The organism is Actinomadura sp. NAK00032, assembly GCF_013364275.1.
GTDB lineage: Bacteria > Actinomycetota > Actinomycetes > Streptosporangiales > Streptosporangiaceae > Spirillospora.
In genome coordinates this window covers 188,387-214,370 of sequence record NZ_CP054932.1, presented here as the reverse complement: position 1 = coordinate 214,370, position 25,984 = coordinate 188,387, and the positions used below count along the sequence as shown (strand labels likewise).

Below are 25,984 nucleotides of genomic sequence, written 5' to 3'. Positions count from 1 at the left end.
GCCGTCCGGAACGAAAACCGGGGTCAGGTCACCAGGCCGCGGCGGTAGGCGTAGACGACCGCCTGGACGCGGTCGCGCAGGTCGAGCTTGGTGAGGATCCGCGACACGTACGTCTTGACGGTCTCCTGGCTGATCACCAGCGTCCCGGCGATCTCGCTGTTGGACAGGCCGTCGGCGATGAGGCGCAGGACCTCAAGCTCGCGCGGGGTCAGCGCGGTCTCGGGCGGGGTGTCCTCGGTGGGGCGGATCCGGGCCGCGAACCGGCCGACGAGCTGCCGCGTCACCTCGGGCGCGAGCAGCGCGGCCCCCGAGGCGACGGTGCGGATGCCGTGCAGCAGCTGGCCGGGCGGGGCGTCCTTCAGCAGGAAGCCGCTCGCACCCGCGCGCAGCGCCTCGTACACGTACTCGTCGAGGTTGAACGTCGTCACCACGAGCACCTTCACGGGGTCGGCGACCCCGGCGCCCGCGAGCAGCCGGGTCGCCTCGATGCCGTCGAGGACGGGCATCCGGACGTCCATGACCACCAGGTCGGGCTTCAACCTGCCGACGAGGTCGATGGCGGTGCGGCCGTCGCCGCACTCGCCCACCACCTCCAGGTCGGGCTGCGCGTCGATGATCGTCGCGAAGCCGGTGCGGATCAGCGCCTGGTCGTCGCAGACCAGGACCCGGACCGGTTCGGTCACGAGGCGCTCTCCGCGGGGATGCGCGCCCGCACGGTGAAGCCGCCGTCCGGCCGCCCGTCCGCGCTGAACTCCCCGCCGAGCGTGCCGACCCGCTCGCGGAGCCCGGTGAGCCCGCGCCCGCTGCCCCCGGGGGACCCGGACCGCGACCCGGACCCGTCGTTCCCGACCTCCACGATGATCTCCTTCTCGGCATAGCGGACGCGCACCTCGGTCCGGCTGCCGTGAGCGTACTTGAGCGCGTTCGTGAGGGCCTCCTGAACCACCCGGTAGGTGGTGAATTCGGCGTTACCGGTCGAGGTGGCCGGTGTGCCCTCCTCGGTGAAGTCCACGGGCTGCCCGGCGCGCCGCGTCTGCTCGATGAGCGTCCCGAGGTCGTCGATGGACGGCATCCGCGGCTCGCCGCCGTGGTCGGGGTTCAGCACGTCGAGCAGCTGCCGCAGGTCGCTGATGGCGCGCCGGCCGGTGTCGGTGACGGCGCTGAGGGTGTCGTCCAGCCGCTCGGGCGCGGTGGTCAGGTAGCGCGCCGCCTCCGCCTGGACGACCATCGCCGTCACGTGGTGCGTCACGACGTCGTGGAGTTCGCGGGCGAGGCGGCTGCGCTCGGCGGCCCGGGTGGCCTCCGCGACGCGGAGCCGGCGCTCGGCCTCGGCGGCGCGGGTGGACCGCAGCCATGCCCCCACGCCCCACACGACGCCCAGCGCCAGGTAGAACGTCACGTACTCGTCCGGCCGCTCGCCGCCGCCGGCCCGGTCGATGGCGACCGCCAGCACCGCGTAGACCGCGGTGAGGACGGCGATGGCGGTGCGGCGGAACCGGTCCAGATGGGCGCCCGTGCTCAGCACCGCGATGGCCAGGCCGGTGCCCGCGAACGTGTGGTAGCCGCGGAGCTGGTCGATCGCGAAGCCGGCCACCACGAGCGCGAGGCACACGGTCGGCCAGCGGCGGCGAACCACGAGGGGGAGGCCCTGGAGGACGACCGCGACGATCGCCAGCGCGTCGTAAGGGCGGTTCGGGATGTCGCCGACGTGGGTTCCGTAGCCGTGCAGGGCCGGGATGAGCGACCCGACCACCAGCACCAGTGCGAGGGGCAGATCCCGGACCATGGCGTCCCATCGGCGCCACATGTCCGGGATCGTCCGGAGATCGATCACTGGGCGAGGCTAGCGGTCGCGGCGGCGCGGTCGCGGCGCCTCCGGGGAACCAGGTTGCCGCGCCGGTGGGCCAGCCGCAGGAAGGCGACCGTCAGCAGGGCGCCGAACACGACCGAGTACAGGCTCGCCTCCGGGCCGAACGCCCCGCCGCTGACCAGGGTCGGGCCCGAGGTCACACCGTCCAGCAGCCCCTTGGGGGTGTCGTTACCGGAGACCGCAGTGCCGAAGATGCCGGCGCCGGCGAAGTTCCAGGCGAAGTGCAGGCCGATCGGCAGCCACAGGCTCCGGGTCGCGACGTAGGCGGCGCCGAGCATGCCGCCCGCCTCGATCGCGATGGCGATGGCGCCCCAGAAGGTGGCGTTCTCGTTGCCGAGGTGCATCAGGCCGAACACCAGGCCGGTCAGCGACAGCGACCACCAGGTGCCGATGCGCTTCTCGATGATGCGGAACAGGACGCCGCGGAAGAGCAGCTCCTCCGTCACGGCGGCGGCGGCCATGAAGCCGACCAGCGCGATCGGGCCCGTCAGCGAGCCGAAGCCGTCGATCTCGTAGTCACCGAGGAAGGCGATGTTGACGATGACGGCGCCGAACATCGCGAAGCCGATCAGCGCGCCCCGGCCGAGGGCGGGGAGGGCGCCCTCGCGGGCCAGCTCGTCCACCTGGCGGCGCTCCGTCCGGCCCACCACGAAGGCGTACACGAACAGCGCCAGCACGGCGGACGCGAGGCCGAGCCCCAGCGTGGGAAGCGTGCTCCACGTGACCGCCTGGGTGATGCCGCCACCGACCGCGGCCACCGCCCCGACCGCCAAGAGCTGGATCAGCAGCTTCATATCGACTCCTTCGCGAGATCCCCGCGGCATGGGCGCCGCGGCCAGGTAGAACGCTATGGATCACGCGATTCGGAATCTTCACCGTACGGTGGACACTCTCCGGTAGCTCGCTCGGGGGACAAGCGGCCCGTCCCGGCCCGGGCGTGCCGGGCCGGGACGGGGGTCGGGCGGGCCGGCGAGCGGCCGGATCAGCGGTGCTCCTGGACGCGGAGCAGGTTCCCGGCCGGGTCGCGGAACGCGCAGTCGCGGATCCCGTACGGCTGGTCGGTCGGCTCCTGGACGACCTCGACGTCGCGGGCCTGCACCTTCTCGAAGGTCTCGTCGAGGTTCGGGGTGGCCAGCAGGATCCAGCCGTAGGTGCCCTTCGCCATCATCTCCGCGATGGTGCGGCGCTCGTCCTCGGTGATGCCGGGGTCGGTCGCCGGCGGCGCCAGCAGGATGGACGTGTCGGGCTGGCCGGCGGGGCCGACCGTGATCCAGCGCATCTTGCCCTGCCCGACATCGTTGCGGACCTCGAAGCCGAGGACGTCCCGGTAGAAGGCCAGCGACTCCTCCGGATCGTCGTGCGGCAGGAAGCTCGTGTGAATGGTGATGTCCATGGACACCACGCTAGGCACGGCCTCCTGACCTGCGCTTCTCGATTCCTGACCGATTCGGTCCGGACTCGGCCGCGGCCACGATCGCCGCCGCGTCCTCCGGCAGCAGGTAGCGCGCGTCCACGGACTGCTGCGCGGCCGCCCGCACCTTGGCCACGTAGTCGGCGTGCGTCGGGTAGAGGCTGCTCAGCACCGGTTCGGCGGTGCGGGGGAACGACGGGTCGGACGGGTCGCCGTCGTCGTGCCGGTCCCACGGGTCGGCGTCGCCGTTCCACGGGTCGCTGGCGCCGTACAGCCCGCAGAAGACACCGCTGCCGCTGGTGTCGCGCTCGCCGCTGAGGGTCCGGGTCGGGACCGCGACGTCCGGCAGCCGGATGCCGCCGGTGGCGAGGCCCGTGCGCGGATCGCGCAGGACCGTGTTCAGCTCCTGCCCGCTCGGCGGCGCCGCCCCGCCCCGCGCCCAGCCCGCCAGCAGGCGCAGCGCGGCGTTCATCGAGTAGTGCCCGGGTCCGTCGTTGAACGGTGCCGACCCCGCCGCGCAGTCGGGCTTGGGCACGGCGTCGCCGGCGGACTTCTTCAGTGTGGGGCCGCCCAGGTCGAACGCCCACTGGTCGCCGTGCGCGGTGCCGGCCAGCTCCCAGTGGACGACGCGGCCGGTGTCGGGCTGCCGGGCCGCGAACGCGCCCGGGATGTCGGTCTCGGTGAGCACGACGAACGTCGGGACGGTCAGGTCCGTCCTGATCCTGGACGGGTTCGGCATCCACAGGATGTCGGTCAGCTCGCCGCTGATCGGGGACGCGACGGCGCTGTTGCTGTGGATCAGGAAGCCGTCGTAGACCCGCGCGACGGGCTGGACCGCGTTGGCGTAGGTGGTCATGAAGCCGGCGGACTGCGACTCGCCGTCCGCGAGCAGCGTCGTGACCTCCAGCCCGCCGAGCGGGTCGGGGCCGTCCGGGCTGCGCAGCGCCCGCCCGGCCTGGGAGAAGATGTCGTAGGCGTAGGCGTCCCCGGGATGGACGAGGGTGCCGTAGCGGGCCGGGTCCCAGCCCTTGAGGCCCTTGATCTCACCGAGCCCGCCGTTGACGCCGACCGACTGCGCGGAGACGCCGACCCAGGCGTACCCCTTGCGCAGCAGTTCGTCCCGCGCGAACCAGTAGTCGGGGGAGAGTTCGATCTGGCCGCTGACGTTGAGCCACTCGACCACGACGGTGCCGTTGAACTTGGCCGGATCGGCGGGCCGGCGCACCAGGAGCCGGCTCTTGAACGCGGCGCGGCCGGACTCGCGCACGTCCCACCGGCCGTCCGAGCGCCAGAAGCCGGACTTGGCGTAGGACGCGGCCGTGCCGGAGAAGAAGTACTCGCTCTCGGTGTAGCCGAACGAGCCGAGGTCCTCGGCCGCGGCCAGGAACGGGAAGCCGTGCTCGCCGGTGGGCGGGACGCTGGTCACCGGGTCGTCGGCCGCGTGGGCGGCGGGGACGGCGGCCGGGGCGCTGAGCAGTGCCGCGGACAACACGGCACTCAGCGTCGCGGCGGCCGCCCGCCGCTTGGGGAGCCGTAAGGGCAGGCGCATGGTTGCCTCCAGGGGAGGGGGTTGGGGGAAGCACAGTGTCCGCCGCCCCCGGCGCCCGAGGCATCGCGCAAATCACCGGTCTTCTCCCCCACCGCAGGCCACCGGGACGCGGCGCGCTCGGCGGCGGGCGGTCAGGCGTGGCGGGGGCGGCGCAGGACGTAGGGCCTTACGCGGCCCAGGCCCTGGAGAGGACGGGGCCGGAGGCCGGAGGTGTGGAAGGTGCCGGACGAGAGGGCCGCCGCCAGGTCGGGGCCTGCCAGGACCGTCCCCGGGTAGGCGGTGGAGGTCAGGCGGGCGGCCATGTTGACCGGCGTGCCGAACACGTCGCCCAGGCGCTGGATGACCTCGCCGTAGGCGAGACCTACGCGGACCTGCGGGAAGTCGGGGGCCTCATTGAAGTGCTCCGCGATGCGCAGCCCGATCTCGGCGGCGGCGGACGGGGTCGGGGCGACGAACAGGACCTCGTCCCCCAGAGTCTTCACCACGCGGCCGCCGGCCTCGGCGACGATCTCGGCGGCGGCCGACTCGAAGCGCTCGACGAAGGCGGCCAGGCCGTCGCCGTCGAGGCGGCGGCTCAGGCGGGTGAAGGACACGACGTCGGCGAAGCCGACGCCGAGGTGGGCGAGGCCCGCCGCCGGGTCGGACTGGGCGGCGGCCGTGGTGGCGGCGGCGCGCATCCCGGCGGCGGTGAGCTGGCGGCGCCAGCCCTGCAGCAGCAGCCGCTCGAACGCCGGGCGCAGCTCCTCGGTGGCGGCGAGCGCGGCGGTGACCAGCTCGGCCGTCACGGGCTCGTCGGACGGCAGCGCGGCGAGCCGCTGCAGCCACACGTCGCCGAGCCAGCTCGCGAGGCGGCCCATCGTCTGGCCGACGGCGCGGGCGAGCTGGAGCACCATCTCCTCGTCCACCAGCGCGTGGGAGAGCAGGTCCTTGATCTCGCGGAGCGCGGCGACGTCGCCGTCGGTGAACGCGACCTCGTCGTCGGGCGGTGCCGGGAAGCCGAGCGCCTGCCAGATCCGGCGCGCGTAGTCGTCCGTGACGCCCGAGAGGGCCTCGACCTCCTTGCGCGTGTAGCGCAGGGGGCCGCCGAGGAGGGTCTCCTCGATGTCGTCCGCCATGCCCGGCAGCCTATGTGCCATCAGCCGATGTAACAATGCCGCGCGGGTAAGATCACGGGGGGTATATCGAACGAACCGGCGGACGGGGCATGGCCGAGTACCGAATCGACGAGCTGGCGCGGCTGGCCGGAAGCACCGTGCGCAACATCCGCGCCTACCAGGACCGGGGGCTGCTGCCGCCGCCGCGCCTGGAGGGCCGCGTCGGGCTCTACGGCGACGCGCACCTCGCGCGGCTCCGGCTGATCGGCAACCTGCTCGGCCGCGGCTACACCTTCGCGATCATCAAGGACCTGCTGTCGGCCTGGGAGACGGGCAAGGACGTCGGCGAGGTGCTCGGGCTGGAGAAGGTCCTCACCGATCCGTGGTCGGACGAGATCCCCGGCACCACCACCTACGCCGAGCTGGTCGAGATCTTCGGCTCCGGGCTCAGCGCGGACGAGGTGGCCCGCGTCCAGCGGCGCACGATCGAACTCGGGCTGATCGAGCCGGACGGCGACGCCTTCCGGGTGCCGAGCCCGCGGCTGCTGCACGTCGGCGCCGAACTGGTCGCCGCCGGCATCCCGCTGGACTCGGTGCTCGACATCGCCGCGCAGATCCGCGCCGACTGCGACGTGATCGCCGGGCGGTTCGTCAACCTCGTCCAGGAGAACGTCTTCGACCGGCTGGAGTCGCAGCCGTCCCCGGACGGCGCCGAGGTCGCGGAGATCGCCGCCGTGGTCCGCCGGATGCGGCCGCTGGTGAAGATGGTCGTCGACCCGTTCATCGCGCGGGCGATGGAGGTGCGCGTCCAGGAGGCGCTCGGCGAGCGGCTCGAAACGCTCCGCGACGCCCTGGAGCGGCAGCCCGCCGACGGCTGAGCCGTCAGAGCGGCTCAGCCCCCCGTCACAGCAGAGTCGCTCCCCATACGACCTCCACTTGGTGGGTCGCGCCCTCGGAGTCGGTGAACGTGAGCGATCCCTGGCCGGGCAGCCCGATGAGCGCCGTGCGGAGGGTGAGCGTCAGGTCCGTGGTGCCGCCGGCCGACATGCCGCCCTGCATCTCCGACAGGATCAGCTGGTTCGACGACGTCATCGCCGTCCACGTCACCGGCCCGCTCTCGGCGGCGAGGCTGACGTGGGCGGTCTTGGTGCCGTACATCTCGACCTTGCCGGGGTTCACCACGAGGACGCCCGTCTTCGCGGGCGGCCGCGTCGGCTGCGTCGGCGACGGCGAGGACGGGCCGCTCGGGCGCTGCGTCGTCTTCTCTTCGGGCCGCAGGCCGGGGGACGGCTGGACGGGCCGGGCCTGCGGTCCCCCGCTGGGTCCGCCGGGCGTCGGGTGCCCGCCGCCGCGGGAGCCGTGCTCCTGCGGCGACTCATGGGTGATCGACGGCTGCGGGCCCGTCCGGAACGGCGGCCAGGACAGCGTGCCGCTGCCGATGCCGGGCCCCATCGCGAACACCGCGACCAGCGCGGCGACGAGCGCGCCCGCCATGCCGCCGACGGTGAACAGCCACCGGCGGGTGAACGGCGACGGGACGTCCGGCTGGCTCGGCAGGCCGGACGGGGTGAGCGGGCCGCCGCGCGCGGCGATGTCGGCCCGGTAGCCGGCCAGCTCCGGGTCGGTGGCGGTGTGCATGACGCGGTGCCGCAGCGCGGCCGGCAGCACCGGCGCGGGCGCCCGGCGCAGCAGCGCGGCGGGGGACACCCGGCCGCGGCGCAGGCAGTCCAGGCAGTCGGCGACGTGCCGCTCGGTCTCGGGGTCGGCGGGGGAGTCGTCGCCCCCGCCGCGCAGCATCCGCAGCACCCGTCCGGCCGGGCCCGGCCGGACGGCGGGCGCGGGAGGCGCCGCCTCCTCGGCCTCCTGCACCGGGGCACGGGCGGCCAGGACGGCGATCCCGGCGTCCCCTGCGGCTTCGGGGGCCTCCTCCACCGGACCGGCCGCGCAGGCGCGCTCAGCGGCGCGCACCGCGTCCCGCAGCGCGGCCTCCAGCTCGGCGCGGGCCTTGCGCACCCGCATCGCCGCCCGCCGGGGCGACAGCCCGAGCGCGGCGCCGAGCCGGGCGGGCCGCAGCCCGTGCCGGAACGCCAGGAGCATCACCTCCTGGTCGACCGGCTCCAGCCGGGCGAGGGCGGCGCGCAGCAGGCGGTGCATGGCGTCGGACGGCGGCCACTCGAAGCCGAGGTCGTCGCCGTCGGCATGGTCGAGGAACGGCGCGTCGGCGAACTCGGCGTCCCGGTCCCAGTACAGCGCCTTGCCGCGGCCCCGCCGGACGCAGCGGCGCCGCGCCGCCCCGTACAGCCAGGAACCCAGGTGCAGAGGGTCGCGCATCCGGGGCGCGCGGCGGCAGGCGTCGATGAACGTGTCGTGGACGATGTCGGCCGCGACCTTCGCGTCCCCCGACATTGACAGTACGTAGTCATAAAGGCGCTCGGCGTACTCGTCATAGAGCGCGGCGAGCGCCGCCTCGTCGCCTTCGTTCAGCCCCTTGACCAGTTTGTGGTCGGCCGAGCGTGCGGAGGTGGACAACCTGGGCATTCACGCTCCCGGCAGCGGCATGAGGGGCCCGCCCCCACGGGGGTCATCCGGACAATCAGCCCACCTTGCATACACCCGCGGACCCCATTCGCACCACATCATCTCCCGAAATCACCATTAAGGTAACACCCGGGTGCGTTATCGCCTCTCTCTGTGACCACGTGGCGCATGACTCGTCGTCAGAATCGAGTCAGCCGCCCGGTCGGCGCCTCCTCGCGCCGGGGACTCAGCCGGCTTGGTGAACCTCCAGGTCACCGTCGGCGTACCGGCGCCGCAGCACCTTCTTGTCGAACTTGCCCACGGACGTCTTGGGCACCTCGGCGATGAACGACCACCGCTCAGGGAGCTGCCACTTCGGGATCCGGTCGGACAGGAACTCCCGGAGCGCCTCCGGGGTGACGTCGGCGCCCTCGCGCAGCACCACCGAGGCGAGCGGCCGCTCCTGCCACCGCTCGTCGGGGACGCCGACCACGGCCGCCTCGACGATGTCCGGATGCGCCATCAGGTGGTTCTCCAGCTCCACCGAGGAGATCCACTCGCCGCCGGACTTGATGACGTCCTTCGCCCGGTCGGTGAGGACGAGGAAGCCGTCCGCCGACAGGGTCCCGACGTCCCCGGTGCGCAGCCAGCCGTCGTGGAACCTCGCGGGGTCCTCGTCGAGGTGGTAGGCGCCGGTGATCCACGGGCCGCGGATCTCGACCTCGCCCACCGCCTCGCCGTCGTTCGGCAGCACCCGGTCGCCGTCCCCGACGATCCGCATCTCCAGGCCCGCGAGGACGCGGCCCTGGCTGATCCGGGCCCGCCACGCGTCCGCCTCCCCGGCCTTCACCGGCGGGTGCGCGACCGACGCGACCGGCGAGGTCTCGGTCATCCCCCACGCCTGCACGATGCGGACGCCGACCTCGTCGAAACCGCGCATCAGCGCCTCCGGCACCGCCGACCCGCCGCACGGCACGAGCCGCAGCGAGCTGAGGTCGGACTCGTGCTCCTTCGTGTACCGCAGGACGTCCGACCAGATCGTCGGCACCGCCCCGGCCACCGTCGGGCGCTCGGTCTCGATCAGCCGGACGAGCGGCTCGGCCTGGAGGAACCGGTCCGGCATGGCCAGCGAGGCGCCCGCCATCACCGCCGCGTAGGGCATCCCCCAAGCGTTCGCGTGGAACATCGGGACCACCGGCAGGACGATGTCGGACGCGCTCAGCCCGATCGAGTTGCCCGTGCACGTCGACATCGAGTGCAGGTACGCCGACCGGTGCGAGTACACGACGCCCTTCGGGTTCCCGGTCGTGCCGCTCGTGTAGCACATCGCCGCCGCGGACCGCTCGTCGAGCTCCGGCCACGCGAACTCCGCCGGCGCCGCGCCCAGCAGCTCCTCGTACCCGTGCAGCTCCTTGCCCGCGCCCTCCAGCGGCCCGCGGTCGCCGTCCCCCACCACGACCACGTGCCGGACGGTCTCCAGCCGCGGCAGCACCGGCGCCAGCAGCGGGATCAGCGACCCGTCGACGAGGACGACCCGGTCCTCGGCGTGGTTGGCGATGTAGACGAGCTGCTCGGGGAAGAGCCGCAGATTGAGGGTGTGCAGGACGGCGCCCATCGACGGTACCGCCAGGTATGCCTCCAGGTGCTCGGCGTTGTTCCACATGAACGTGGCGACGCGCTGGTCACCGTCCACCCCGAGGCCGCGCAGCGCCCCGGCCAGCCGGGCGGCGCGCTCCCCGACCTCCGCGTAGCTCCGCCGCCGCGCACCGTCCCCGGTCCAGGTGGAGACCTCGGCCGTGCCGAAGATCTCCGCGCCGTAGCGCATGATCGTCGTAATCGTCAGCGGAAATTCCTGCATGGTGCTCCACATGAGCGCAGTTTCCCCCAGGGGGGCTGTGTTTCCCAGGGGGGCGACCCCCTGGAACCCCCGTCACGACGCAGGCGATCCTCACGCCGCTGTTGCGGTCTGTCGTGCCCGTGCGGGTGTGCGTGGCGTCGCTGCGGTCGCCTGCGTCGGCGGGCATGCCCGCTGCGCTCGCTGGCGCTCGCTCCGCGTGCCTGCCCGTGCCCCCGGTCACGGTTCAGGCAAAGCGACACCCCCAGGTTCGAAGCTCAGCCACCGGTCACGGGTCGGGCGGCCGGAGGGCGCCCTAGCGCCCGGAGGCCGCCCGACCCGACGGTCGGCGGGCTGTTTCACCGAGACGCGCCAGCGGATCGGGGAAACGGTCCGCCGACCGGGCGGGGGTTCCAGGGGGTCGCCCCCCTGGGCTAGTACAGCTCTCTTAGGCGGGTCATTGCTCGGGAGACCGTGGATTTCACCGTGCCTACGCTTACGCCCAGGACTTCGGCGATCTCTCTTTCCGACATGTCCTCGTAATAGCGGAGCATGACGGCGAGGCGCTGGCGTTCGGGGAGGCGGTCGAGCGCGCGGCCGAGGGCGTCGCGCATCTCGCTGCGGTCGGTATGGTCGTCGACGGGGCGGTCCGGGAGCCGGTCGGTGGGGTAGACCTCCAGCTTGCGGCGCCGCCACCAGGAGATCTGCGTGTTGACCATGGCGCGCCGGACGTAGCCGTCCACGGCGGCGCGGTCCTCGATACGGTCCCAGGCGAGGTAGGTCTTGGCGAGGGCGGCCTGGAGGAGGTCCTCGGCCTCGGCGCGGTCGGGGGTGAGCCGGGTCGCGGCGCGCAGCAGCACGGGCCCGCGCTCCGCGACGTACGCGCGGAACTCCTCGTGCCGCGTCGCGTTCACATCACCACCGGACCAAGGGGTTGCGGAGCCGCCGTCGGCAACTCCCGGGTATGGTCGACCCTCGCATGAAGATCGTAATTCGGGGCCTACAAAAACTACATATCCGGGTCAACCAGTTCATAATCTTCATCCCAGGTAGATCAGACATCCCCCGGCGGTCGACTTATCGCGACAAATCCGTCGACAGGGCGAGTCACGGCACGTGACTCTTGACGCACCGTCTTCCCGGCGGTCGCCCAGAGTGATCAATCTGCCGGAGTCTCGCGATGCCGCCGTCCCCGCGCCCTGCCGTACGCCGCGAAGCGCACATCCAGCTTGACCTGGTCGAACGCCGGGCTGCGCGGCGTCGGCGGCGGGAGGCCGTGTTCGGGGGGACGGCGGCCATGGCGCAGGACGCCGAGCCGCCGCTGCGCGCGCTGGCCGGGACCGTCCTGGACGCCAGCCCGCACCTGCTGGTGCTGGACGCGGGCGGCGCGGAGGTCCGGCTCGCGATGAGCGACGCCACGCGGATCTGGCACGGCGGGCGCGGGGGCCTCGCCGCGCTCCGCCCCGGGCGGCCCGTGGTCGTCCGGCAGCGCGAGGGTACGGCCGGCGCCGGTGCGCCGGGGGTGGCCGCCGCCGACCGGGTGTGGGTCGGGATCGGGCGCGTCGCCGGCACGGTCCTGGCGTGCGGGAGGGACACCGTGGAGGTGGACATGGGGGCGCACCGCGGGCGCGCCCATGTGGTGATCCCCCCGCACGCCCTGCAGCGGATCCTGGTCCGGCACCCGCGGCTGGAGCCCGGATACCTGCTCGACGTGATCTGCGTCGGGTCCCCCGACGGGCCGCACGCGGTGCGGCCCGGCACGTCCCAGCCCGGATACCGGGCGGACGACCTCGCCGCGCCGGACGCGACGGCCCCCGTGCCCGGGGTGCTGCGCGGCACGGCGACCTGGTTCGGGGACGCCGGCGGCGAGACGCCGGACGGGGCGGCCTATCCGGCGGTCGACTCCGAGGGGGCCGCCGGCGGGTGCGCGGACGCCCCGTCCGGCTGCGTCCCGTTCCCGTACCTGTCGGTGGGCGGGGAGCTGACCGTCCGCAACGAGTGCGGCGGGCGGGCCGCGACCGTCCCGGTGGTCGAGTGCGGCTGCACGGCGGCCCGCTTCTGCGACCGGTGCGTGGAGTGCGACGCGTCCCCGCGCGGCCGGATCGTCGAACTGACGCCGGTCGCGTTCGCCGGGCTCGGCGGCGACCTGGAGGCGGGATGCTTCAACGCCTCCGTCCGCCCGCACGTGCCGCCCGTGGAGGGGCCATGGTGACCGCGTTCCAGAACACCCAGGTGCTGCTGCTGGCGGCGGTGCTGCTGGCGGCGGGCGCGGCGAAGCTGATGGTCCGGGAGCGGACGGCGGGCGCGCCGCCCGACCATGTGCACGGGGTGCCGGTGCCGGCCGGGCTCGCGCGGCTCACCGCGCTGCGCGGCAGCCGCGGCATGGCGGTCGGCCTCGGCTTCGGCGAGGGCGTCCTCGGGCTCGCGCTGCTGGCGACCTCGCACTTATCGGTGCGCCTCGCGACGACGATCGCGTTCGCGGCGGCGACCTGGGTGGTCGGGGAGCTGCGGGTGCGCCGGCCGGACGCCGGATGCGGCTGCTTCGGCGGCCTCAGCGGCAAGCGGGTCGGGCGGCGCAGCGTGCTGCGGGCCGTCCTGTTCACCGGCGCGGCGGTGGCCTCGCTCGGCGCGCCGCTCGCGGGCGTGGACGTGCTGCGCGACGTCCAGGTCCAGGTGGGGCTCGTCTTCGCGGTCGAGGTCGCGCTGTTCGCGGTGCTCTCTCCCGAGCTGGCGGAACTGGCGGAGCGGCGCCGGCGGCCCGCCGGCCTGCCGAGCGAGCGGCGGCGCAGCCCGCTGGCGGAGACGTACGAGACGCTGTACGCGAGCGCGGCGTGGGCCGAGCACGAGAACGCGATCGCCAGCGCCGTCCCGCTGGACGTGTGGCGCGAGGGCTGCTGGCGGTTCGCCGCGTTCGCGGGCCGGGTGGACGAGCGTGATGTGGAGATCGTCTTCGCCGTGTCCACGGCCGAGCGGGACCGCACCGTCCGCTCGGCGATCGCCGTCCCCGATCTCGCCATGTCCGTCTAGCCCCATATTGGACGAGTCCAATAGCCCCGTAGAGACCGCTCGACCGGTGGCCGGGCGACGCTCTTGGACGCGGTCATCGCAGTGTTACACTGAGTAATCATTCGTTCGATAGCGGCATCCACCTCGTCGAACGCGGTGATCGCGCGGCTGTGGGGATGGTCATGGTGGCCGAAGAGTCAGAGGCAGATGGAGACCGCATGGAAACCGGGGACGCCGCCCAAGATCCGACGGACGCGCAGGTACGGGCCCTGGTCACCCGGCTGTTCTCCGAACTCGGCTACGACGGGGTCTCCAACGAGATGATCGCGAACGCGCTCGGTGTCACCGTCAACGCGGTGACCGAACGCTACGGCGGCAAGCGCGCTCTCTACGTGCAGGCCTTCGAGGAGGCCAACCAGTTGTGGCGCGATCACGTGCAGGCTGCCGCACCGAACATCACCCGCGACGCGGACGGTCTCCGCCAGTTGCTGAACCTCTACGTCGACCACTGCTTGGAGCATCCGGAGATGGCCAGGCTGTGGATACATCGTTGGCTGTCCGATGCGAGCGACATCGCCGGCCTTGAGGAGCGGACGAGTGCGCTCAACATGGGGCAGGCACTCGAGATCATCCGCCCGGCGGTCAGGCCGGACGTCGATCCCGAAGCGCTCATGCTGACCCTGGTCTGGTCGATCAACGGTTACCTGCAATCGGGCATTCCCGACGCGTCCGGCCGACCGACGGCGCCTGACACCCCCGACGCCCTGGACCGGTTTCGCCGCTACCTGGACCAGCTCATCCGGCTGATGACCGCCTCCGCACACTGACCGATGCGTCTTCGGGCGCGATCACCAGGTGCTGTCGTCGCTCCCGGACTCGTCCTCGAAGCTTCCGAAGTCGTCGTCATGGCGGGACGGCCCGCGCCCCTCGCCTGGCGAGGACTCGTCCTGCCACCGGTAGCGCCCCGGGTCGTGCCGCGCCGACGGCTCGTCCTGGGCGTCGTCGTCCTGGTTGAACTGGTGATCCGGATCCTGACCGCGGAAGCGGTCGTCGTCTGCCATGCTTCCCCCCGACATGCACGTCCTGCCCGTCACATGGGCATACGCCACCTATCTACCCATCCACCGGTGCCGTCACGTGCCCTGCGGCATGGTGGTCGAGGAAGGGCCGGGCCGCCCGCGGGCGCTGACGGAAAGGACCCGAAACGTGAGTAAGACCGTGCTGTACATGTCAATGTCGGTGGACGGCTTCATCGCCGGGCCCAACGTGGCGCCGGGCAACGGCCTCGGCGACGACGGGCATCGGCTGCACGAGTGGTTCGCCGGCCACATGGCGGACGTGGACCGCGAGGTCATGGACGAGGTCCTGGCCACCGGGGCGGTCGTCGTCGGCCGGCGGACGTTCGAGCTCGCCGGCGGCTGGGGCGGCGACCACCACGACGGCGTGCCGATCTTCGTCCTGAGCCGCCGTCGGCCCGCCCCGGAACCGCGGTGGCCCGGGGTCACCCATGTGAGCGACGTGACGGCCGCGATGACCATGGCCAGGGACGCGGCCGGCGACAGGGACGTCCTGGTCCACGGGGCCCGCACCGCTCGGCTGGCACTCGCCGCCGGCGTCCTCGACGAGCTGCAGATCCACCTGGTCCCGGTCCTGATCGGCCAGGGTGAACCGCTCTTCGCGGACATGCCGCCCGACCACATCGAACTCGAACTGCTCCGGAGCGCGGACGGGGCGGGCGTGACGCACCTGCGCTACCGCGTGCGGACGGAGGGCTGAGGCGATGGCGCTGATCCGGCTGTACATGACCATGTCCCTGGACGGTTACGTCGCCGGGCCGCAGGACGGCCTGGACGCGCCCATGGGCATCGGCGGGTTCCGGCTCTTCAACTGGCTCGACCGGCGCGACGACCCGGGGCCCAGCGGGCAGGTGTACCAGGAGGTGCTGGCCACCCGCGCCGTCATCGCCGGCCGCCGCACCTACGAGCACGCGGGCCGCTGGCAGGGCGACCACCACGACGGCGTCCCCGTCTTCGTCCTGACCCACGACGTCCCGGACGACCCGCCGCCGGGCAGCGTCCGCTACGTAACCGATGCCGCCGAGTGCGCCGCCCAGGCCCGCGCAGCGGCCGGGGACGCCGACGTAATGGTGCACGGTGCCGGAGCGGCGCAGGCGCTGCTGCGCGCGCGCCAGCTCGACGAACTGGAACTGCACGTCGTCCCAGTCCTCCTCGGCCAGGGCCGCCGCCTGTTCGACGGCCTCCCGCCCGAACACATCGAACTCACCCCGGTCCGCCGCTTGACCACGCCCCAGGAGGAAGACCCCACAAAGCACGTCCTGCACCTGCGCTACCGCATCCACCACCCCTAACCCCACCACCACCCTCGAAGTAGGGCGGCGGGGGGTGGTTCTGGGGATTTCTAGTGCTTTCTACAAAAGGAGCTAGAGAGCTTTAGATTTGGCCAGAGGTGTGGCGAGGGGAATATACGGCTCTCTATGGGTGGGGCTAGAGAGTCGTATATTCGGGTGACGGTGCTGTGCCGATGCGGCTTTCTACTGTTCTCTAGCTTTTTTGCTAGAGGACTGGATAGATCCGCAGCGGGGTTCAGGCGGGTTGGGAGCGGAGGAACTTGCCGAAGTGCGGGACCGTGAAGGCGACCATGCCGCGTTCGGCGCTGTAGATGAGGCCCTTCTTGATGAGTCCGTCGCGGGCGGGCGACAGGCTGGACGGTTTGCGGCCCAGCTCGTCGGCGACCGAGGCCGTGGGCACCGGATCGTCGCCGAGCATGGCCATCGCGCGCATGTAGTCGCGCTCGGCGGGGGTGGCGCGCTCGTAGCGGCTGCCGAAGAAGCCGACCGCGAGTTCGCTCTCCGCCTCGGGGGCGGCGACCTTGATGTCGTCCGCCGTGATCGGGGTGTCGGGGGCGACGTCCCAGACGACCTTCGCGTAGGCCTGGACGAAGTAGGGGTAGCCGTCGGCCGCGCCGTACAGCGCGTCGAGGGCGTCCTCGGTGAAGGTGACGTCCTCGCGTTCGGCCGGGGCCATCAGGGCGTGGTCGGCGGACTCCCGGTCGAGCCGGTCGATCCGCGCGTACCGGAACAGCCGCTCGGAGTAGGACTTGCTGGCCGACAGGACGGCCGGCAGGTGCGGCAGCCCCGCGCCGACCACGATCAGCGGCCCGCCGACCTGCGACAGCTCGTGGCACGCGGCGCACAGGGCGGAGACGTCGTCGGCGGGGATGTCCTGCATCTCGTCGACGAACAGGGCGATCCCGACGCCGACGTCGGTCGCGACGGACGCGGCGTCCACGAACAGCTCGGTGAGGTCGATCTCCAGGTCGCCGGAGTCGGCGCGGCCGCGCGCGGCGGGCACGTCGATGCCGGGCTGCCAGCGGTGCGCGCGGGCCTGGGACTTGCCGGACGGCTCGGGCCCCGACTGCGCGAACGCCTTCAGCACGCCGAGGAACTCCTCGATGCGGTCGGGCGCGCGGTGCCGGGGCGCCAGCTCGCGGACGGCCCGGTGCAGCGCGGAGGCGACCGGGCGCCGGATCGACTGGTCGGGCCGGGCCTCGATCTTGCCCGTCCCCCACAGCCGCTGGATGGCCATCGAGCGGAAGGCGTTGAGCAGCACGGTCTTGCCCACGCCGCGCAGCCCGGTGACGATCATGCTGCGTTCGGGGCGGCCGCGGGCCACGCGTTCGAGCACCACCTCGAACTGCTTGAGCTCGCGGTCGCGGCCGGCCAGCTCGGGAGGGCGCTGCCCGGCGCCCGGGGCATAGGGGTTGCGCACGGGGTCCACGCTGTCGGACTCTATGAGGCGATATAGCTGCGGCCGTAGATTTGCGTAGAAAACGCTGCGGCGTGTCGCCTGCCGCCGCCCGCAGCGCGCCGGGGCCTCATGCCCTCGCGTGGCCGTCGCCACCATGTCGCCTCCCGAGGCGAGCGCGTTCCGAACAAGTCGAACTTCTGTTCGACTGTTCGAACACACTAGCGCATGCGCCCGGTCGCGTCACGCGAACCGCGACAACCCGCGGAAGAAGGCCCGGGGGCGGGCCTGTCCGGAGCGGGGTACCGGACAGGACCGCCCGCCGGAGTCAGGCGAGCGACTCGTCGGCGTCGGACCGGTGCGGCACCTTCTGCGCGGGGACGGTGCCCATCCGTCCGGCCTGGAAGTCCTCGAAGGCCTGGACGATCTCGTCACGGGTGTTCATCACGAACGGCCCGTACCGGGCGACCGGCTCGCGGATCGGCAGCCCGCCGAGGACCAGGATCTCCCACCCGTTCGCGCTGGCGAGCGGCTGGGTGTCGGCCGCGCGGACGACCAGCCCGTCACCGGTGCCCTTGTGGTGGGAGCCGGCGAACACGGCCAGCTGGCCCTCGTCCAACCCGACCTCCTCCACGCCGACCGTACCGCGCCCGGAGAGCACGTACACGAGCGCGTTGAAATCCCGCGGCCACGGCAGCGCCAGCTTGGCGCCCGGCGCGACCGTCGCGTGCAGGTAGTTGATCGGCGTGTAGGTGACGCCGGGGCCGTCGTGTCCGGCGACCGATCCGGCGATGACGCGCACGAGGGACGAGCCGTCGTCGGCGGCCAGCAGCTTGACGTCGCGGGCCTCGATGTCCTGGTAGCGCGGCGCGACCCACTTCTGGGAGCGCGGCAGGTTCACCCACAGCTGGACGCCGTGGAACAGCCCGCCCTTGTCGACCATCTCGGGCGGCGGCTGCTCGATGTGCTGGATCCCGGACGCGGCGGTCATCCACTGCGTGGCGCCGTCCGAGATGAGGCCGCCCCCGCCGGTGGTGTCCTGGTGCTGGAACGCGCCGTCGATGATGTAGGTGACCGTCTCGAAGCCGCGGTGCGGGTGCCACGGCGTACCCTTCGCCTCGCCGGGCGCGTACTCGACGGCGCCCATGTGGTCGAGGAGCAGGAACGGGTCGGCCAGGGACAGGTCGATGCCCGGGAAGGGGCGCCTGACCTGGAACCCCTCGCCTTCGAGGTGGCGCTTGGCGGTCACGACCTTGGCGACGCGCCGCCAGTCGGTGTCCGCCTGCGGCAGCAGCGGGAGGCGGGGCAGGGTCAGCGGGTCGGCCATCACGGCGGGCATGGGGTTCTCCCCTCGTTCGGGTGCCCGTCCCGGCCGGGGCGGTGCACTGCTCCCCACAACATAGTTGATGCTTCAACTATTCCGGCGGACGGGTTCCGGCGGCGGGTGCTGCTACCGTGAAGATAGCCTGGGCTAGTTGAATCTTCAACATATGTTCTATACTTTCCGGTATGAGCGAACCTCGCTGGCTCGATGCCGCCCAGCAGCGCGATTGGCGGGCATACGTGGACGGCAGTGTCCGGCTCACCGAGATCATGGACCGGGACCTCAAGACCAAGCACGGCCTGTCGGTGTCGGAGTACGAGATCCTCGTCCGGCTGTCGGAGGCCCCCGAGCGGCGGCTGCGGATGGCCGAGCTCGCCGAGAACGCCAGCCAGTCGCGCAGCCGGCTGTCGCACACCTGCTCCCGCCTGGAGGGCAAGGGCCTGGTCAAGCGCGACAGCTGCCCCAACGACAAGCGCGGCGTCTTCGCGCACCTCACCGACGACGGCTACGCGGCGCTCGAACGCGCCGCCCGCGACCATGTCGAGACCGTCCGGACGTTCTTCGTCGACGTGGTCGACCCGGCCGACCTGGAGGCCGTCGGGCGCGCGTTCAGCCTCGTCCTGAAGCGCCTCGGCCCCGTCTGACTCAGCGCGGCCCCGTCTGACTCAGCACGAGCCGCCTGACTCAGCGCGGGCCAGGTCAGAGGGGGAACGTCACCCCGGTCAGGAAGCCGACGGAGACCAGCGTCAGGAACACCCAGGCGAGCATCATGCCGATGCCGAACGTCCGCCACCTCCCCCCGACCCTCCACACCAGCAGCCCGCCGAGCCCGTACGCCAGCAGCAGCAGCGTGACGAACTGCGGCAGCAGGCTCGGCCGGCGGCTCATCATCAGCGGCGCCCACATCATCACGATGTCGACGAACAGGAACACGCCGAAACCCGCCGCCAGCGCCTTCACGTCCCGGCCGAGGAACACGCGCGCGCGCTCCACCAGGACCTGCGCCCTGTCCGCCGGCAGCCGCGGCTGCACGGCCCCCTGCTCCACCTCCACACTGTGCGCCACGGCGAAGATCTCGTCTTCGAGGCTGGGGAGGTCGCTCTCCTGAGCTTCCGTCATGCCGGCTCCCTGCGACCGGACGTCACCGGGCGACATGCCCGGCGGTTGAGTGAGCGTCCACGGCCCGTCCGTCCCGGCCCCTATCCGGCGGGCGCGCGTTCAAACGCACCGTAGCGAACGCGCAGTGCCGCACGTGCCGCTCCTGAGCTGCGTATGCTGCAAAGATGCCAGGTAGAGGGCCGATTTCCAGCGCGACCATCCTCGCCGCACTGCTCGGGGTGGCGCTCGCGGCGACCGGATGTGGCCGCGGCGACGACTCCGGCGAGTCACCGTCCGCCACGCCGCCCACCGCGTCCGGCGCGCCGTCGCCGTCGGCGGCCCCGACGAACCAGGCCTTCCAGGCCGCGGTCAAGAAGGTGACCGCCGGCGACCTGAAGTCGTCCTGGCGCAAGGGCTGCCCCGTGGCGCCGTCCGGGCTGCGGATGATCGAGATGACGTACTGGGGCATGGACGACAAGCCGCACACCGGCGGGCGCCTCGTCGTCAACGCCAAGGCGGCGGACGACCTCGTCTCCGTCTTCAAGAAGCTGTACGGCATGCGCTACCCGATCGAGCGCATGGAGCCGGTCGACAAGTACGGCGGCAGCGACTTCGACTCGATCGAGGCCAACAACACCTCCGCGTTCAACTGCCGCAACGCGACCGGGTCCAGCTCGTTCTCCCAGCACGCGTACGGCCTCGCCGTCGACATCAACCCCTGCCAGAACCCCTACGTCTACGCGGACGGGCGCACCGCCCACAAGGACTGCGCGAAGTACAAGAACCGCGAGCTGGACGCACCGGGCATGATCCACGCAGGCGACAAGGTCGTGAAGGCGTTCGCGTCGATCGGCTGGGGCTGGGGCGGCGAATGGAGCGGCGCCAGGGACTACCAGCACTTCAGCAGCTCGGGCCGGTGACTCCGCCCTAGGGCTAGCCGAGCATCATCACCGCGGCGACGAGCACCACGACGACCGCGACCACCGCGACGATGCCGACGATCATGCCCACGTTCGGGCCGGACTTCTGCGGCTGCGCCTGGCTGGCGAAGTTCTGGAACTGGTGCGTCGTGCCCGCCGGATCATTCGGTGTCTGCGACATGCCGAAGAGGGTAACGGATGCCTTCTGCCCGAGTCGGCCCCTTTGTAACGTTCGGCGAGTCTCACGGCGAACGTCCCGCATGGGTGGTGCACACCGCTCCGAGCGGAGAGTGTGGGATTCGAACCCACGAGGACTGTCCCCAGCCCTGGGCGCTTTCAAGGCGCCTGCACTAGTCCACTATGCGAACTCTCCCGGCGGCCGGTCGTCCGGCCACCGACCACGATAGCGGTCACGGCGGCGCGTCCGGGACACCTATCGCTCCTCCGGGACGCGGTAGCCGGGGATGGACGGCCACCGGACCGTCATGACGACCGACTCCTCCTCGGCCTCCCACGAGTGGTCGACGCCGCGCCCCCACACCACGTAGTCGCCCTGCTCGGCGAGGACGACGTTCCGGCCGGGGAACTCCAGCCGGAACCGGCCGCTGATCAGGACGAGCAGGGCGGTGCGCTTCTCGCCGTCCGTCCACTGGGCGCGCCGCTCCCCCTTCGGGTGGACGCCCCACTTGATCTCGACCTCGTCGCTGTGCCGCAGGTCGCCGGGCGCCTTGAAGTGCCCGAGCAGCCACCCCCGGTCCCCGGCCGCGTCCGGCCCCGCCTTCCCCACGTACAAGCCATCGGCGTCCGTCACGGAACGTGACCCTACCCGGCCGGTCAGGGCTGGGGCGGGCGTTGGAAGGCGAAGCCGTCGCCGACGACGGCCGCGAGGGTGAGGTACGCCTCGCGCGTCGCGGGGGCGAGCTGCTCCAGCTCAACCTCGGCGCCCTCCTCCAGGTGGTCGTCGTAGGGGATGCGGACGACCGCGCGGCAGCGGCTCTCGAAGTGCGCCTGGAGCTTGTCGAGGTCGACCTGGCTGCGGGTGCGGTTGCGGACCATCGACAGGACGACGACGCCGTTGCGCACGAGGTGCCCGTGGTCGTGCGCCTCCAGCCAGTCGAGGGTCGCGCTCGCGGAGCGGGCGCCGTCCACCGACGGGGAGCTGACCAGGACGAGCTGGTCGGCGAGGCTCAGCACGCCCGCCATCGCCGAGTGCAGCAGGCCGGTGCCGCAGTCGGTGATGCAGACCGAGTAGTACTGCTCCAGGACGACGGCGACGGCGGCGTAGTCCTCGGCGGAGAACGCCTCGCTGACCGCCGGGTCGCGGTCGGAGGCGAGGATCTCCAGCCGCGCCTCGTTCTGCGAGGTGAACGCGCGCACGTCCGCGTACCGGGTGATGTTGTCGCGGTTGTTGAGCAGGTCGCGGACGGTCGCCGCGGTCTCCAGCCGCACCTTGTCCGAGAGCGTGCCGCGGTCGGGGTTGGCGTCCACCGCGATCACCCGGTCGCCGCGGAAGGAGCCGAGCATGGAGCCGAGGCCGGTGGTGGTGGTCGTCTTGCCGACGCCGCCCTTCAGCGACATGACCGCGACCCGGTGGTGCCCGCCGGCGACGGGGGTGCGGGCCCGCGCGATCAGGTCCTTGCGGCGCAGCTCGCCCTGCGACTCGCCGGGGTGGATGCCGCCCGCGGTCGCCTTGTAGACGGCGCGCCGCCATCCGGAGGACGGTGCGATGCGGCGCTCGCCCAGCAGGTTCTCGGAGCTGAGGCTGTCGGTGTTCTGCGGCTCCTGCGGCGGGGCGGCGTGCCCCGGCGGGATCATCTGCCCCTGCTGCGGCCCGTAGCCGGGGTACGGCTGCCCGGTGTTCGGGTCGATGGGCACGTACGGCTGGCCGGTGGCGGGGTTGATCTGCTGGTACTGCTGGTACTGCTGGGCGTTGGGGTCCTGCGGGTAGGGCTGGCCGGTGCCGGGGTCGACCGGCAGGTACGGCAGGCCCGTGGCCGGATCGGACTGCGTGTACGGCTGCCCGGTGTTCGGATCGACCGTGGGGTGCACCCGCGGCAGGGGCGGGGCGTACGGCGGGCCGGCGTTCGGGTCGGGCTGCGGGTACGGCTGCCCCGTGGTCGGGTCGGCCGGCGGGTACTGCTGGGCGGCGCCGTTGGCGTCCTGCTGGTACTGGACGTCCTGCGAGTACCGGACGTCCTGCTGGTACTGCGCGTCCTGCGGGGGATACTGCGCGTCCTGCTGCGGGTACTGCTGGACGGGCCCGGGCTCCATCATCGGCGGGAACTGCGGGGCGACGGCGTCGGGCGGCAGCGGGCGGCCGGTGGCGGGGTCGATCGGCACGTAGGGGCGGCCGGAGTCGTCGGTGTCCTGCGGGTAGGGCTGCCCGGTGGCGGGGTCGATCGGCTGGTACTGCCCGGCGGCGTTCTGCTGCTGCGCGAACTGGTCGGACGGGTAGGGCGGCAGCTGGTCGAGGGGCGGAGCGGCGCTGTCGCCCGCCTCGTACGGCGACTGCTGCGGCGGCTGAGGCGGCTGAGGCGGCTGCGGGACCCGCGACGGGTCGTAGGCCGGGGCCGGGTAGTAGGGCGGCGGGAGCATCCCCCCGTCGAACGGCTGCGGCATGGGGCCGCCCTCGTAGGGCGGCGGCTGCGGGACGGGGCCGCCGTCGTAGGGCGGGGGCGGCGGCTGCGGCGGGCCGTAGCTCTCGGCGCCGAAGCCGGTGTTCTCGGGGGCGCCCTGGAAGGCGGGCGGCGCGGCGAGCCAGGGGTTGCCGTTGTCCGGGACGGGCGGCGGCCCCTGCTGCTCCGGCGCGGGCCCCTGGGCCTCCGGCGCGGCGGGCGGTGGCCCCGGCGCGGCCTGGGGTTCGGGCGCGGCCTGCGGCTCGGACGCGGCCTGCGGTTCGGGTGGGGCGTTCTCCTGCTCGGCGGGGGCGGTCCGCGCCGCCTGCTCACCGTCCTCCGGCGGGCCGGCCGTGTCGCCGCTCATCGCGTCCAGAGAGGCCAGCCGCTCCTCCAGGGAACGCCCGTCGTGCTCGTTCCTCGCCACCGTTTATCCCCCTCGGGCACGCCTCTGATGATCAACACGGTGCAGGTGGGCAAAATGGCCCCCACGCAGGATACCCATCACCCAATACCACGCATCCCGCGCGTAGATCGACCTTGGGGTGGGATGCCGGGGACGGGAGAGCCCCACCGCGCGCCCGGGTAGCGTGATCGGTATGCATGCGATCGTGATCCGCGAGCCGGGGGGTGCCGACGTCCTGGAGTGGACGCGGGTACCGGATCCGGAGCCGCAGCCGGGCGAAGTGCTGATCGATGTGGCGGCGAGCGCGGTGAACCGCGCGGACGTCATGCAGCGGCTGGGCTTCTACCCGCCGCCGCCGGGCGCTCCCCCGTACCCCGGGCTGGAGGTGTCCGGCCGGATCTCGGCGCTGGGCGCCGGCGTCACCGGTTTCGCCGCCGGCGACGAGGTGTGCGCGCTGCTCGCCGGGGGAGGGTATGCCGAACGGGTCGCCGTGCCCGCCTCGCAGGTGCTCCCGGTGCCGCGCGGGGTGGACGTCGCGGCCGCCGCCGGACTCCCGGAGGTCGCGTGCACGGTGTGGTCGAACGTGTTCTGGCTGGGCGGGCTGCGCGCGGGCGAGACGCTGCTCGTCCACGGGGGCGGCAGCGGCATCGGGACGTTCGCCATCCAGTTGGCCAAGGCGCGCGGCGCGCGTGTGGTGACGACCGTGGGCAGCGCGGAGAAGGCGGCCCGCTGCCGCGAACTCGGCGCGGACGTCGCCGTGAACTACCGCGAGGACGACTTCGTCGAGAGCGGCCCGTACGACGTGATCCTCGACCTGATCGGCGCCAAGTACCTGGCCCGGAACGTGGAGGCGCTCGCCACCGGCGGACGGCTGATGGTGATCGGCCTCCAGGGCGGCGCCAAGGCGGAGCTGGACATCGGCATGCTGCTGCGCAAGCGGGCGCTGGTGCACGCGACGGCGCTGCGGTCCCGCCCCCTGGAGGAGAAGGCGGAGATCGTGGCCGGGGTCCGCGAGCACGTGTGGCCGCTGCTGGAGTCCGGAGACGTCCGTCCCGTCATCGACCAGTCCTTCCCCATGGCGGACGCGGCGCGCGCGCACGAGTTGATGGAAGAGAGCGGTCACGTCGGCAAGATTCTGCTGACCGTGTGAGGATGTGATGTTTATGAGCGAGCCTTCGAAGAACCAGTCTGAACAGGAACCGCAGGTGCTCGTGGTCGGCCCCAACGGCATCGCCATGGAGAGCACGGGCGAGGGCGAGTCCGAGGGCAAGTCGGTCACCGAGATGGTCGAGCAGCCCGCGAAGGTCATGCGGATCGGCGGGATGATCCGGCAGCTCCTGGAGGAGGTCAAGGCGGCCCCGCTGGACGAGGCGAGCCGGGCCCGGCTGCGGGAGATCCACAAGTCGTCCATCAAGGAGCTGGAGGACGGCCTCGCCCCCGAGCTGGTCGAGGAGCTGGAGCGGCTGTCGCTGCCGTTCGCCGAGGGATCGGTGCCGAGCGAGGGCGAGCTGCGGATCGCGCAGGCGCAGCTCGTCGGCTGGCTGGAGGGCCTGTTCCACGGCATCCAGACGACGCTGTTCGCGCAGCAGATGGCGGCGCGGGCGCAGCTCGAGCAGATGCGCCGCGCGCTGCCCGCCGGCATGGTGCCGCCCGGCGCCGAGGAGGAGCCGCAGTCCCGCCACCACTCGTCCGGCCCCTACCTGTAGGAGCCCCGACCGGGAGGCTCAGGCCGCACCCTCCGGCGAGGGTGCGGCCGTCCACTACGGGAACAGGCGCTCCAGGACTTCGGCCACGCCGTCGTCGTCGTTGCGGGACGTCGTGTGCGTCACGGCGGCCAGCACCAGCGGGTGCGCGTTGCCGACGCCGTAGGACGCGCCCGCCCAGGTGAGCATCGGCAGGTCGTTGGGCATGTCGCCGAACGCGACGACGTCGCCCGCGGTGAACCCGTGCTCGGTGCACAGCGCGGCGAGCGCGCTGGCCTTGGTGACGCCGAGCGCGCTCATCTCCAGCAGCCCCCGCCCGGACGAGTGCGTCACCGTGACGATGTCGCCCACCGCCTGCACCGCCTTCTCCGACAGCGTGTCGGGATCGGCGTCCGGGTGGAAGGCGAGCAGCTTGGTGCCGGGCCTGGTGACCAGCTCCGCGGCGTCCACCCGGCGGCCGCCGAGCGCCTCCACGTCCCAGCGGCCCAGGTGGTAGCTGTCCTCGAAGTAGAACCCGGTCGGGTGCTCCACCGCGAACTGCAGCTCGGGCGCGATGCCGCGCAGCCGCCCGACCGCCTCCGCGATCACCTCCGGCGGGATCTCCCGCGCCTCCAGGACGGTCTCGGTGTGCAGGTCGTAGACCACGGCGCCGTTCGCGCAGATCGCGACGCCGTGGTGGTCGACGGCCGCGGCGACGTCGGTCATCCAGCGCGGCGGCCGGCCGGTGACCATGACGAGCATCGCCCCGGCCCGCTCGACCCGGGCCAGGGCGTCGACGGTCCGGGCGGAGATCGTGCCGTCGGAGCGCACGATCGTGCCGTCGAGGTCGGTCGCGATCACGCGCGGCGAAGACTGGCTCATGTCACCTTCCAG

Annotated in this window: 27 protein-coding genes and 1 tRNA gene; 10 read left to right on the top strand and 18 right to left on the bottom strand. The window is 72.6% G+C overall.

Annotated elements, in window-relative coordinates:
* Window positions 1-23: 23 nt before the first annotated feature.
* The 6 genes from HUT06_RS01070 to HUT06_RS01045 all read right to left on the bottom strand — a co-directional run bounded on the left by HUT06_RS01070 (window position 24) and on the right by HUT06_RS01045 (window position 5,945).
* Window positions 24-683, bottom strand: a complete 660-nt coding sequence (locus tag HUT06_RS01070; RefSeq protein WP_176193963.1) for a response regulator transcription factor — start codon at window positions 681-683, stop codon at window positions 24-26.
* Window positions 680-1,834 (bottom strand): sensor histidine kinase, encoded by a 1,155-nt coding sequence (locus HUT06_RS01065; RefSeq protein ID WP_176193962.1) that lies wholly within the window; start codon window positions 1,832-1,834, stop codon window positions 680-682. The genes HUT06_RS01070 and HUT06_RS01065 overlap by 4 nt, the downstream gene beginning before the upstream one ends.
* Window positions 1,831-2,664, bottom strand: a complete 834-nt coding sequence (locus HUT06_RS01060) for a CPBP family intramembrane glutamic endopeptidase (RefSeq protein ID WP_176193961.1) — start codon at window positions 2,662-2,664, stop codon at window positions 1,831-1,833. The genes HUT06_RS01065 and HUT06_RS01060 overlap by 4 nt, the downstream gene beginning before the upstream one ends.
* Window positions 2,665-2,852: 188 nt before the next feature.
* The gene (locus HUT06_RS01055; RefSeq protein ID WP_176193960.1) at window positions 2,853-3,263 is read right to left on the bottom strand and encodes a VOC family protein; all 411 of its coding nucleotides are present in this window, start codon (window positions 3,261-3,263) and stop codon (window positions 2,853-2,855) included.
* A 10-nt stretch (window positions 3,264-3,273) separates the two neighbouring features.
* Entirely contained in the window at window positions 3,274-4,830 is a 1,557-nt protein-coding gene (locus HUT06_RS01050) for an alpha/beta hydrolase domain-containing protein (RefSeq protein ID WP_176193959.1), read from the bottom strand.
* A 131-nt stretch (window positions 4,831-4,961) separates the two neighbouring features.
* Window positions 4,962-5,945, bottom strand: coding sequence for an adenylate/guanylate cyclase domain-containing protein (locus HUT06_RS01045; protein WP_176193958.1), 984 nt, complete (start codon window positions 5,943-5,945; stop codon window positions 4,962-4,964).
* Window positions 5,946-6,034: 89 nt separating this feature from the next.
* Here HUT06_RS01045 and HUT06_RS01040 point away from each other — a divergent pair, with 89 nt between their 5' ends.
* The gene (locus tag HUT06_RS01040; protein ID WP_176193957.1) at window positions 6,035-6,802 is read left to right on the top strand and encodes a MerR family transcriptional regulator; all 768 of its coding nucleotides are present in this window, start codon (window positions 6,035-6,037) and stop codon (window positions 6,800-6,802) included.
* Between the two features lie 25 nt (window positions 6,803-6,827).
* On the opposite strand, the gene HUT06_RS01035 is transcribed toward HUT06_RS01040, so the two are convergent.
* From HUT06_RS01035 to HUT06_RS01025, 3 genes are all read right to left on the bottom strand, one after another.
* Entirely contained in the window at window positions 6,828-8,462 is a 1,635-nt protein-coding gene (locus HUT06_RS01035; protein WP_176193956.1) for an RNA polymerase sigma factor, read from the bottom strand.
* A gap of 226 nt (window positions 8,463-8,688) precedes the next feature.
* On the bottom strand, window positions 8,689-10,311 hold the full coding sequence (locus HUT06_RS01030) for a long-chain fatty acid--CoA ligase (RefSeq protein ID WP_176193955.1): 1,623 nt from the start codon (window positions 10,309-10,311) through the stop codon (window positions 8,689-8,691).
* A 398-nt stretch (window positions 10,312-10,709) separates the two neighbouring features.
* Window positions 10,710-11,189 carry a SigE family RNA polymerase sigma factor gene (locus HUT06_RS01025; RefSeq protein WP_176193954.1) on the bottom strand — a complete coding sequence of 160 codons (480 nt, stop codon included), beginning with the start codon at window positions 11,187-11,189 and terminating at the stop codon, window positions 10,710-10,712.
* A 383-nt stretch (window positions 11,190-11,572) separates the two neighbouring features.
* Here HUT06_RS01025 and HUT06_RS01020 point away from each other — a divergent pair, with 383 nt between their 5' ends.
* The 3 genes from HUT06_RS01020 to HUT06_RS01010 all read left to right on the top strand — a co-directional run bounded on the left by HUT06_RS01020 (window position 11,573) and on the right by HUT06_RS01010 (window position 14,108).
* Window positions 11,573-12,487, top strand: coding sequence for a hypothetical protein (locus HUT06_RS01020; RefSeq protein WP_176193953.1), 915 nt, complete (start codon window positions 11,573-11,575; stop codon window positions 12,485-12,487).
* Window positions 12,481-13,302, top strand: coding sequence for a MauE/DoxX family redox-associated membrane protein (locus HUT06_RS01015; protein ID WP_176193952.1), 822 nt, complete (start codon window positions 12,481-12,483; stop codon window positions 13,300-13,302). The genes HUT06_RS01020 and HUT06_RS01015 overlap by 7 nt, the downstream gene beginning before the upstream one ends.
* 197 nt (window positions 13,303-13,499) lie before the next feature.
* Complete coding sequence (locus HUT06_RS01010) at window positions 13,500-14,108, top strand: TetR/AcrR family transcriptional regulator (RefSeq protein ID WP_176193951.1); 609 nt, start codon at window positions 13,500-13,502, stop codon at window positions 14,106-14,108.
* A gap of 21 nt (window positions 14,109-14,129) precedes the next feature.
* Here HUT06_RS01010 and HUT06_RS01005 read toward each other — a convergent pair whose 3' ends face one another.
* Window positions 14,130-14,342, bottom strand: coding sequence for a hypothetical protein (locus HUT06_RS01005; RefSeq protein WP_176193950.1), 213 nt, complete (start codon window positions 14,340-14,342; stop codon window positions 14,130-14,132).
* Window positions 14,343-14,487: 145 nt separating this feature from the next.
* Here HUT06_RS01005 and HUT06_RS01000 point away from each other — a divergent pair, with 145 nt between their 5' ends.
* A complete protein-coding gene (locus HUT06_RS01000) occupies window positions 14,488-15,057 on the top strand; it encodes a dihydrofolate reductase family protein (protein ID WP_217711135.1) in 570 nt (189 codons plus the stop codon).
* A 4-nt stretch (window positions 15,058-15,061) separates the two neighbouring features.
* Window positions 15,062-15,649: a dihydrofolate reductase family protein gene (locus HUT06_RS00995; protein ID WP_176193948.1), complete on the top strand. Its 588-nt coding sequence runs from the start codon at window positions 15,062-15,064 to the stop codon at window positions 15,647-15,649.
* A gap of 235 nt (window positions 15,650-15,884) precedes the next feature.
* Here HUT06_RS00995 and HUT06_RS00990 read toward each other — a convergent pair whose 3' ends face one another.
* The gene (locus tag HUT06_RS00990) at window positions 15,885-17,078 is read right to left on the bottom strand and encodes an ATP-binding protein (protein WP_176193947.1); all 1,194 of its coding nucleotides are present in this window, start codon (window positions 17,076-17,078) and stop codon (window positions 15,885-15,887) included.
* A gap of 295 nt (window positions 17,079-17,373) precedes the next feature.
* Window positions 17,374-18,384 carry a pirin family protein gene (locus HUT06_RS00985; protein ID WP_176193946.1) on the bottom strand — a complete coding sequence of 337 codons (1,011 nt, stop codon included), beginning with the start codon at window positions 18,382-18,384 and terminating at the stop codon, window positions 17,374-17,376.
* 170 nt (window positions 18,385-18,554) lie between these two features.
* On the opposite strand from HUT06_RS00985, the gene HUT06_RS00980 reads away from it, so the two are divergent.
* Window positions 18,555-19,013: a MarR family winged helix-turn-helix transcriptional regulator gene (locus HUT06_RS00980; RefSeq protein WP_176193945.1), complete on the top strand. Its 459-nt coding sequence runs from the start codon at window positions 18,555-18,557 to the stop codon at window positions 19,011-19,013.
* A gap of 55 nt (window positions 19,014-19,068) precedes the next feature.
* Here HUT06_RS00980 and HUT06_RS00975 read toward each other — a convergent pair whose 3' ends face one another.
* Window positions 19,069-19,488: a hypothetical protein gene (locus tag HUT06_RS00975; protein ID WP_176193944.1), complete on the bottom strand. Its 420-nt coding sequence runs from the start codon at window positions 19,486-19,488 to the stop codon at window positions 19,069-19,071.
* A 164-nt stretch (window positions 19,489-19,652) separates the two neighbouring features.
* Between HUT06_RS00975 and HUT06_RS00970 the strand changes: the two genes are divergently transcribed.
* A complete protein-coding gene (locus HUT06_RS00970; RefSeq protein ID WP_176193943.1) occupies window positions 19,653-20,387 on the top strand; it encodes a M15 family metallopeptidase in 735 nt (244 codons plus the stop codon).
* Window positions 20,388-20,400: 13 nt separating this feature from the next.
* Here HUT06_RS00970 and HUT06_RS00965 read toward each other — a convergent pair whose 3' ends face one another.
* The 4 genes from HUT06_RS00965 to HUT06_RS44270 form a co-directional block, all read right to left on the bottom strand.
* A complete protein-coding gene (locus HUT06_RS00965) occupies window positions 20,401-20,568 on the bottom strand; it encodes a hypothetical protein (protein ID WP_176193942.1) in 168 nt (55 codons plus the stop codon).
* 103 nt (window positions 20,569-20,671) lie between these two features.
* A tRNA-Ser gene (locus HUT06_RS00960) sits at window positions 20,672-20,760 on the bottom strand.
* A gap of 60 nt (window positions 20,761-20,820) precedes the next feature.
* A complete protein-coding gene (locus HUT06_RS00955; RefSeq protein WP_176193941.1) occupies window positions 20,821-21,198 on the bottom strand; it encodes a signal peptidase I in 378 nt (125 codons plus the stop codon).
* 23 nt (window positions 21,199-21,221) lie between these two features.
* Window positions 21,222-23,429, bottom strand: a complete 2,208-nt coding sequence (locus HUT06_RS44270) for an AAA family ATPase (protein ID WP_254714907.1) — start codon at window positions 23,427-23,429, stop codon at window positions 21,222-21,224.
* A 172-nt stretch (window positions 23,430-23,601) separates the two neighbouring features.
* Here HUT06_RS44270 and HUT06_RS00945 point away from each other — a divergent pair, with 172 nt between their 5' ends.
* Together HUT06_RS00945 and HUT06_RS00940 are read left to right on the top strand one after the other, a co-directional pair.
* Window positions 23,602-24,558, top strand: coding sequence for an NAD(P)H-quinone oxidoreductase (locus tag HUT06_RS00945; protein ID WP_176193940.1), 957 nt, complete (start codon window positions 23,602-23,604; stop codon window positions 24,556-24,558).
* 13 nt (window positions 24,559-24,571) lie between these two features.
* The gene (locus tag HUT06_RS00940; protein ID WP_176193939.1) at window positions 24,572-25,114 is read left to right on the top strand and encodes a bacterial proteasome activator family protein; all 543 of its coding nucleotides are present in this window, start codon (window positions 24,572-24,574) and stop codon (window positions 25,112-25,114) included.
* Window positions 25,115-25,168: 54 nt separating this feature from the next.
* Here the strand turns inward: HUT06_RS00940 and HUT06_RS00935 are convergent, their stop codons facing one another.
* Entirely contained in the window at window positions 25,169-25,972 is an 804-nt protein-coding gene (locus HUT06_RS00935; protein ID WP_176193938.1) for a Cof-type HAD-IIB family hydrolase, read from the bottom strand.
* Window positions 25,973-25,984 lie beyond the last annotated feature (12 nt).

What these genes read in the sequence shown, in the direction of transcription:
- HUT06_RS01015 (WP_176193952.1), top strand. Translation starts at nt 12,481, where the DNA reads ATGGTGACCGCGTTCCAGAACACCCAGGTGCTGCTGCTGGCGGCGGTG.
- HUT06_RS01040 (WP_176193957.1), top strand. Translation starts at nt 6,035, where the DNA reads ATGGCCGAGTACCGAATCGACGAGCTGGCGCGGCTGGCCGGAAGCACC.
- HUT06_RS01045 (WP_176193958.1), bottom strand. Translation starts at nt 5,945, where the DNA reads ATGGCGGACGACATCGAGGAGACCCTCCTCGGCGGCCCCCTGCGCTAC.
- HUT06_RS00940 (WP_176193939.1), top strand. Translation starts at nt 24,572, where the DNA reads ATGAGCGAGCCTTCGAAGAACCAGTCTGAACAGGAACCGCAGGTGCTC.
- HUT06_RS01030 (WP_176193955.1), bottom strand. Translation starts at nt 10,311, where the DNA reads ATGTGGAGCACCATGCAGGAATTTCCGCTGACGATTACGACGATCATG.
- HUT06_RS00965 (WP_176193942.1), bottom strand. Translation starts at nt 20,568, where the DNA reads ATGTCGCAGACACCGAATGATCCGGCGGGCACGACGCACCAGTTCCAG.
- HUT06_RS00970 (WP_176193943.1), top strand. Translation starts at nt 19,653, where the DNA reads ATGCCAGGTAGAGGGCCGATTTCCAGCGCGACCATCCTCGCCGCACTG.
- HUT06_RS01060 (WP_176193961.1), bottom strand. Translation starts at nt 2,664, where the DNA reads ATGAAGCTGCTGATCCAGCTCTTGGCGGTCGGGGCGGTGGCCGCGGTC.
- HUT06_RS01005 (WP_176193950.1), bottom strand. Translation starts at nt 14,342, where the DNA reads ATGGCAGACGACGACCGCTTCCGCGGTCAGGATCCGGATCACCAGTTC.
- HUT06_RS00935 (WP_176193938.1), bottom strand. Translation starts at nt 25,972, where the DNA reads ATGAGCCAGTCTTCGCCGCGCGTGATCGCGACCGACCTCGACGGCACG.
- HUT06_RS01050 (WP_176193959.1), bottom strand. Translation starts at nt 4,830, where the DNA reads ATGCGCCTGCCCTTACGGCTCCCCAAGCGGCGGGCGGCCGCCGCGACG.
- HUT06_RS00985 (WP_176193946.1), bottom strand. Translation starts at nt 18,384, where the DNA reads ATGCCCGCCGTGATGGCCGACCCGCTGACCCTGCCCCGCCTCCCGCTG.
- HUT06_RS00980 (WP_176193945.1), top strand. Translation starts at nt 18,555, where the DNA reads ATGAGCGAACCTCGCTGGCTCGATGCCGCCCAGCAGCGCGATTGGCGG.
- HUT06_RS00945 (WP_176193940.1), top strand. Translation starts at nt 23,602, where the DNA reads ATGCATGCGATCGTGATCCGCGAGCCGGGGGGTGCCGACGTCCTGGAG.
- HUT06_RS00995 (WP_176193948.1), top strand. Translation starts at nt 15,062, where the DNA reads ATGGCGCTGATCCGGCTGTACATGACCATGTCCCTGGACGGTTACGTC.
- HUT06_RS01035 (WP_176193956.1), bottom strand. Translation starts at nt 8,462, where the DNA reads ATGCCCAGGTTGTCCACCTCCGCACGCTCGGCCGACCACAAACTGGTC.
- HUT06_RS01010 (WP_176193951.1), top strand. Translation starts at nt 13,500, where the DNA reads ATGGAAACCGGGGACGCCGCCCAAGATCCGACGGACGCGCAGGTACGG.
- HUT06_RS01055 (WP_176193960.1), bottom strand. Translation starts at nt 3,263, where the DNA reads ATGGACATCACCATTCACACGAGCTTCCTGCCGCACGACGATCCGGAG.
- HUT06_RS01020 (WP_176193953.1), top strand. Translation starts at nt 11,573, where the DNA reads ATGGCGCAGGACGCCGAGCCGCCGCTGCGCGCGCTGGCCGGGACCGTC.
- HUT06_RS00975 (WP_176193944.1), bottom strand. Translation starts at nt 19,488, where the DNA reads ATGACGGAAGCTCAGGAGAGCGACCTCCCCAGCCTCGAAGACGAGATC.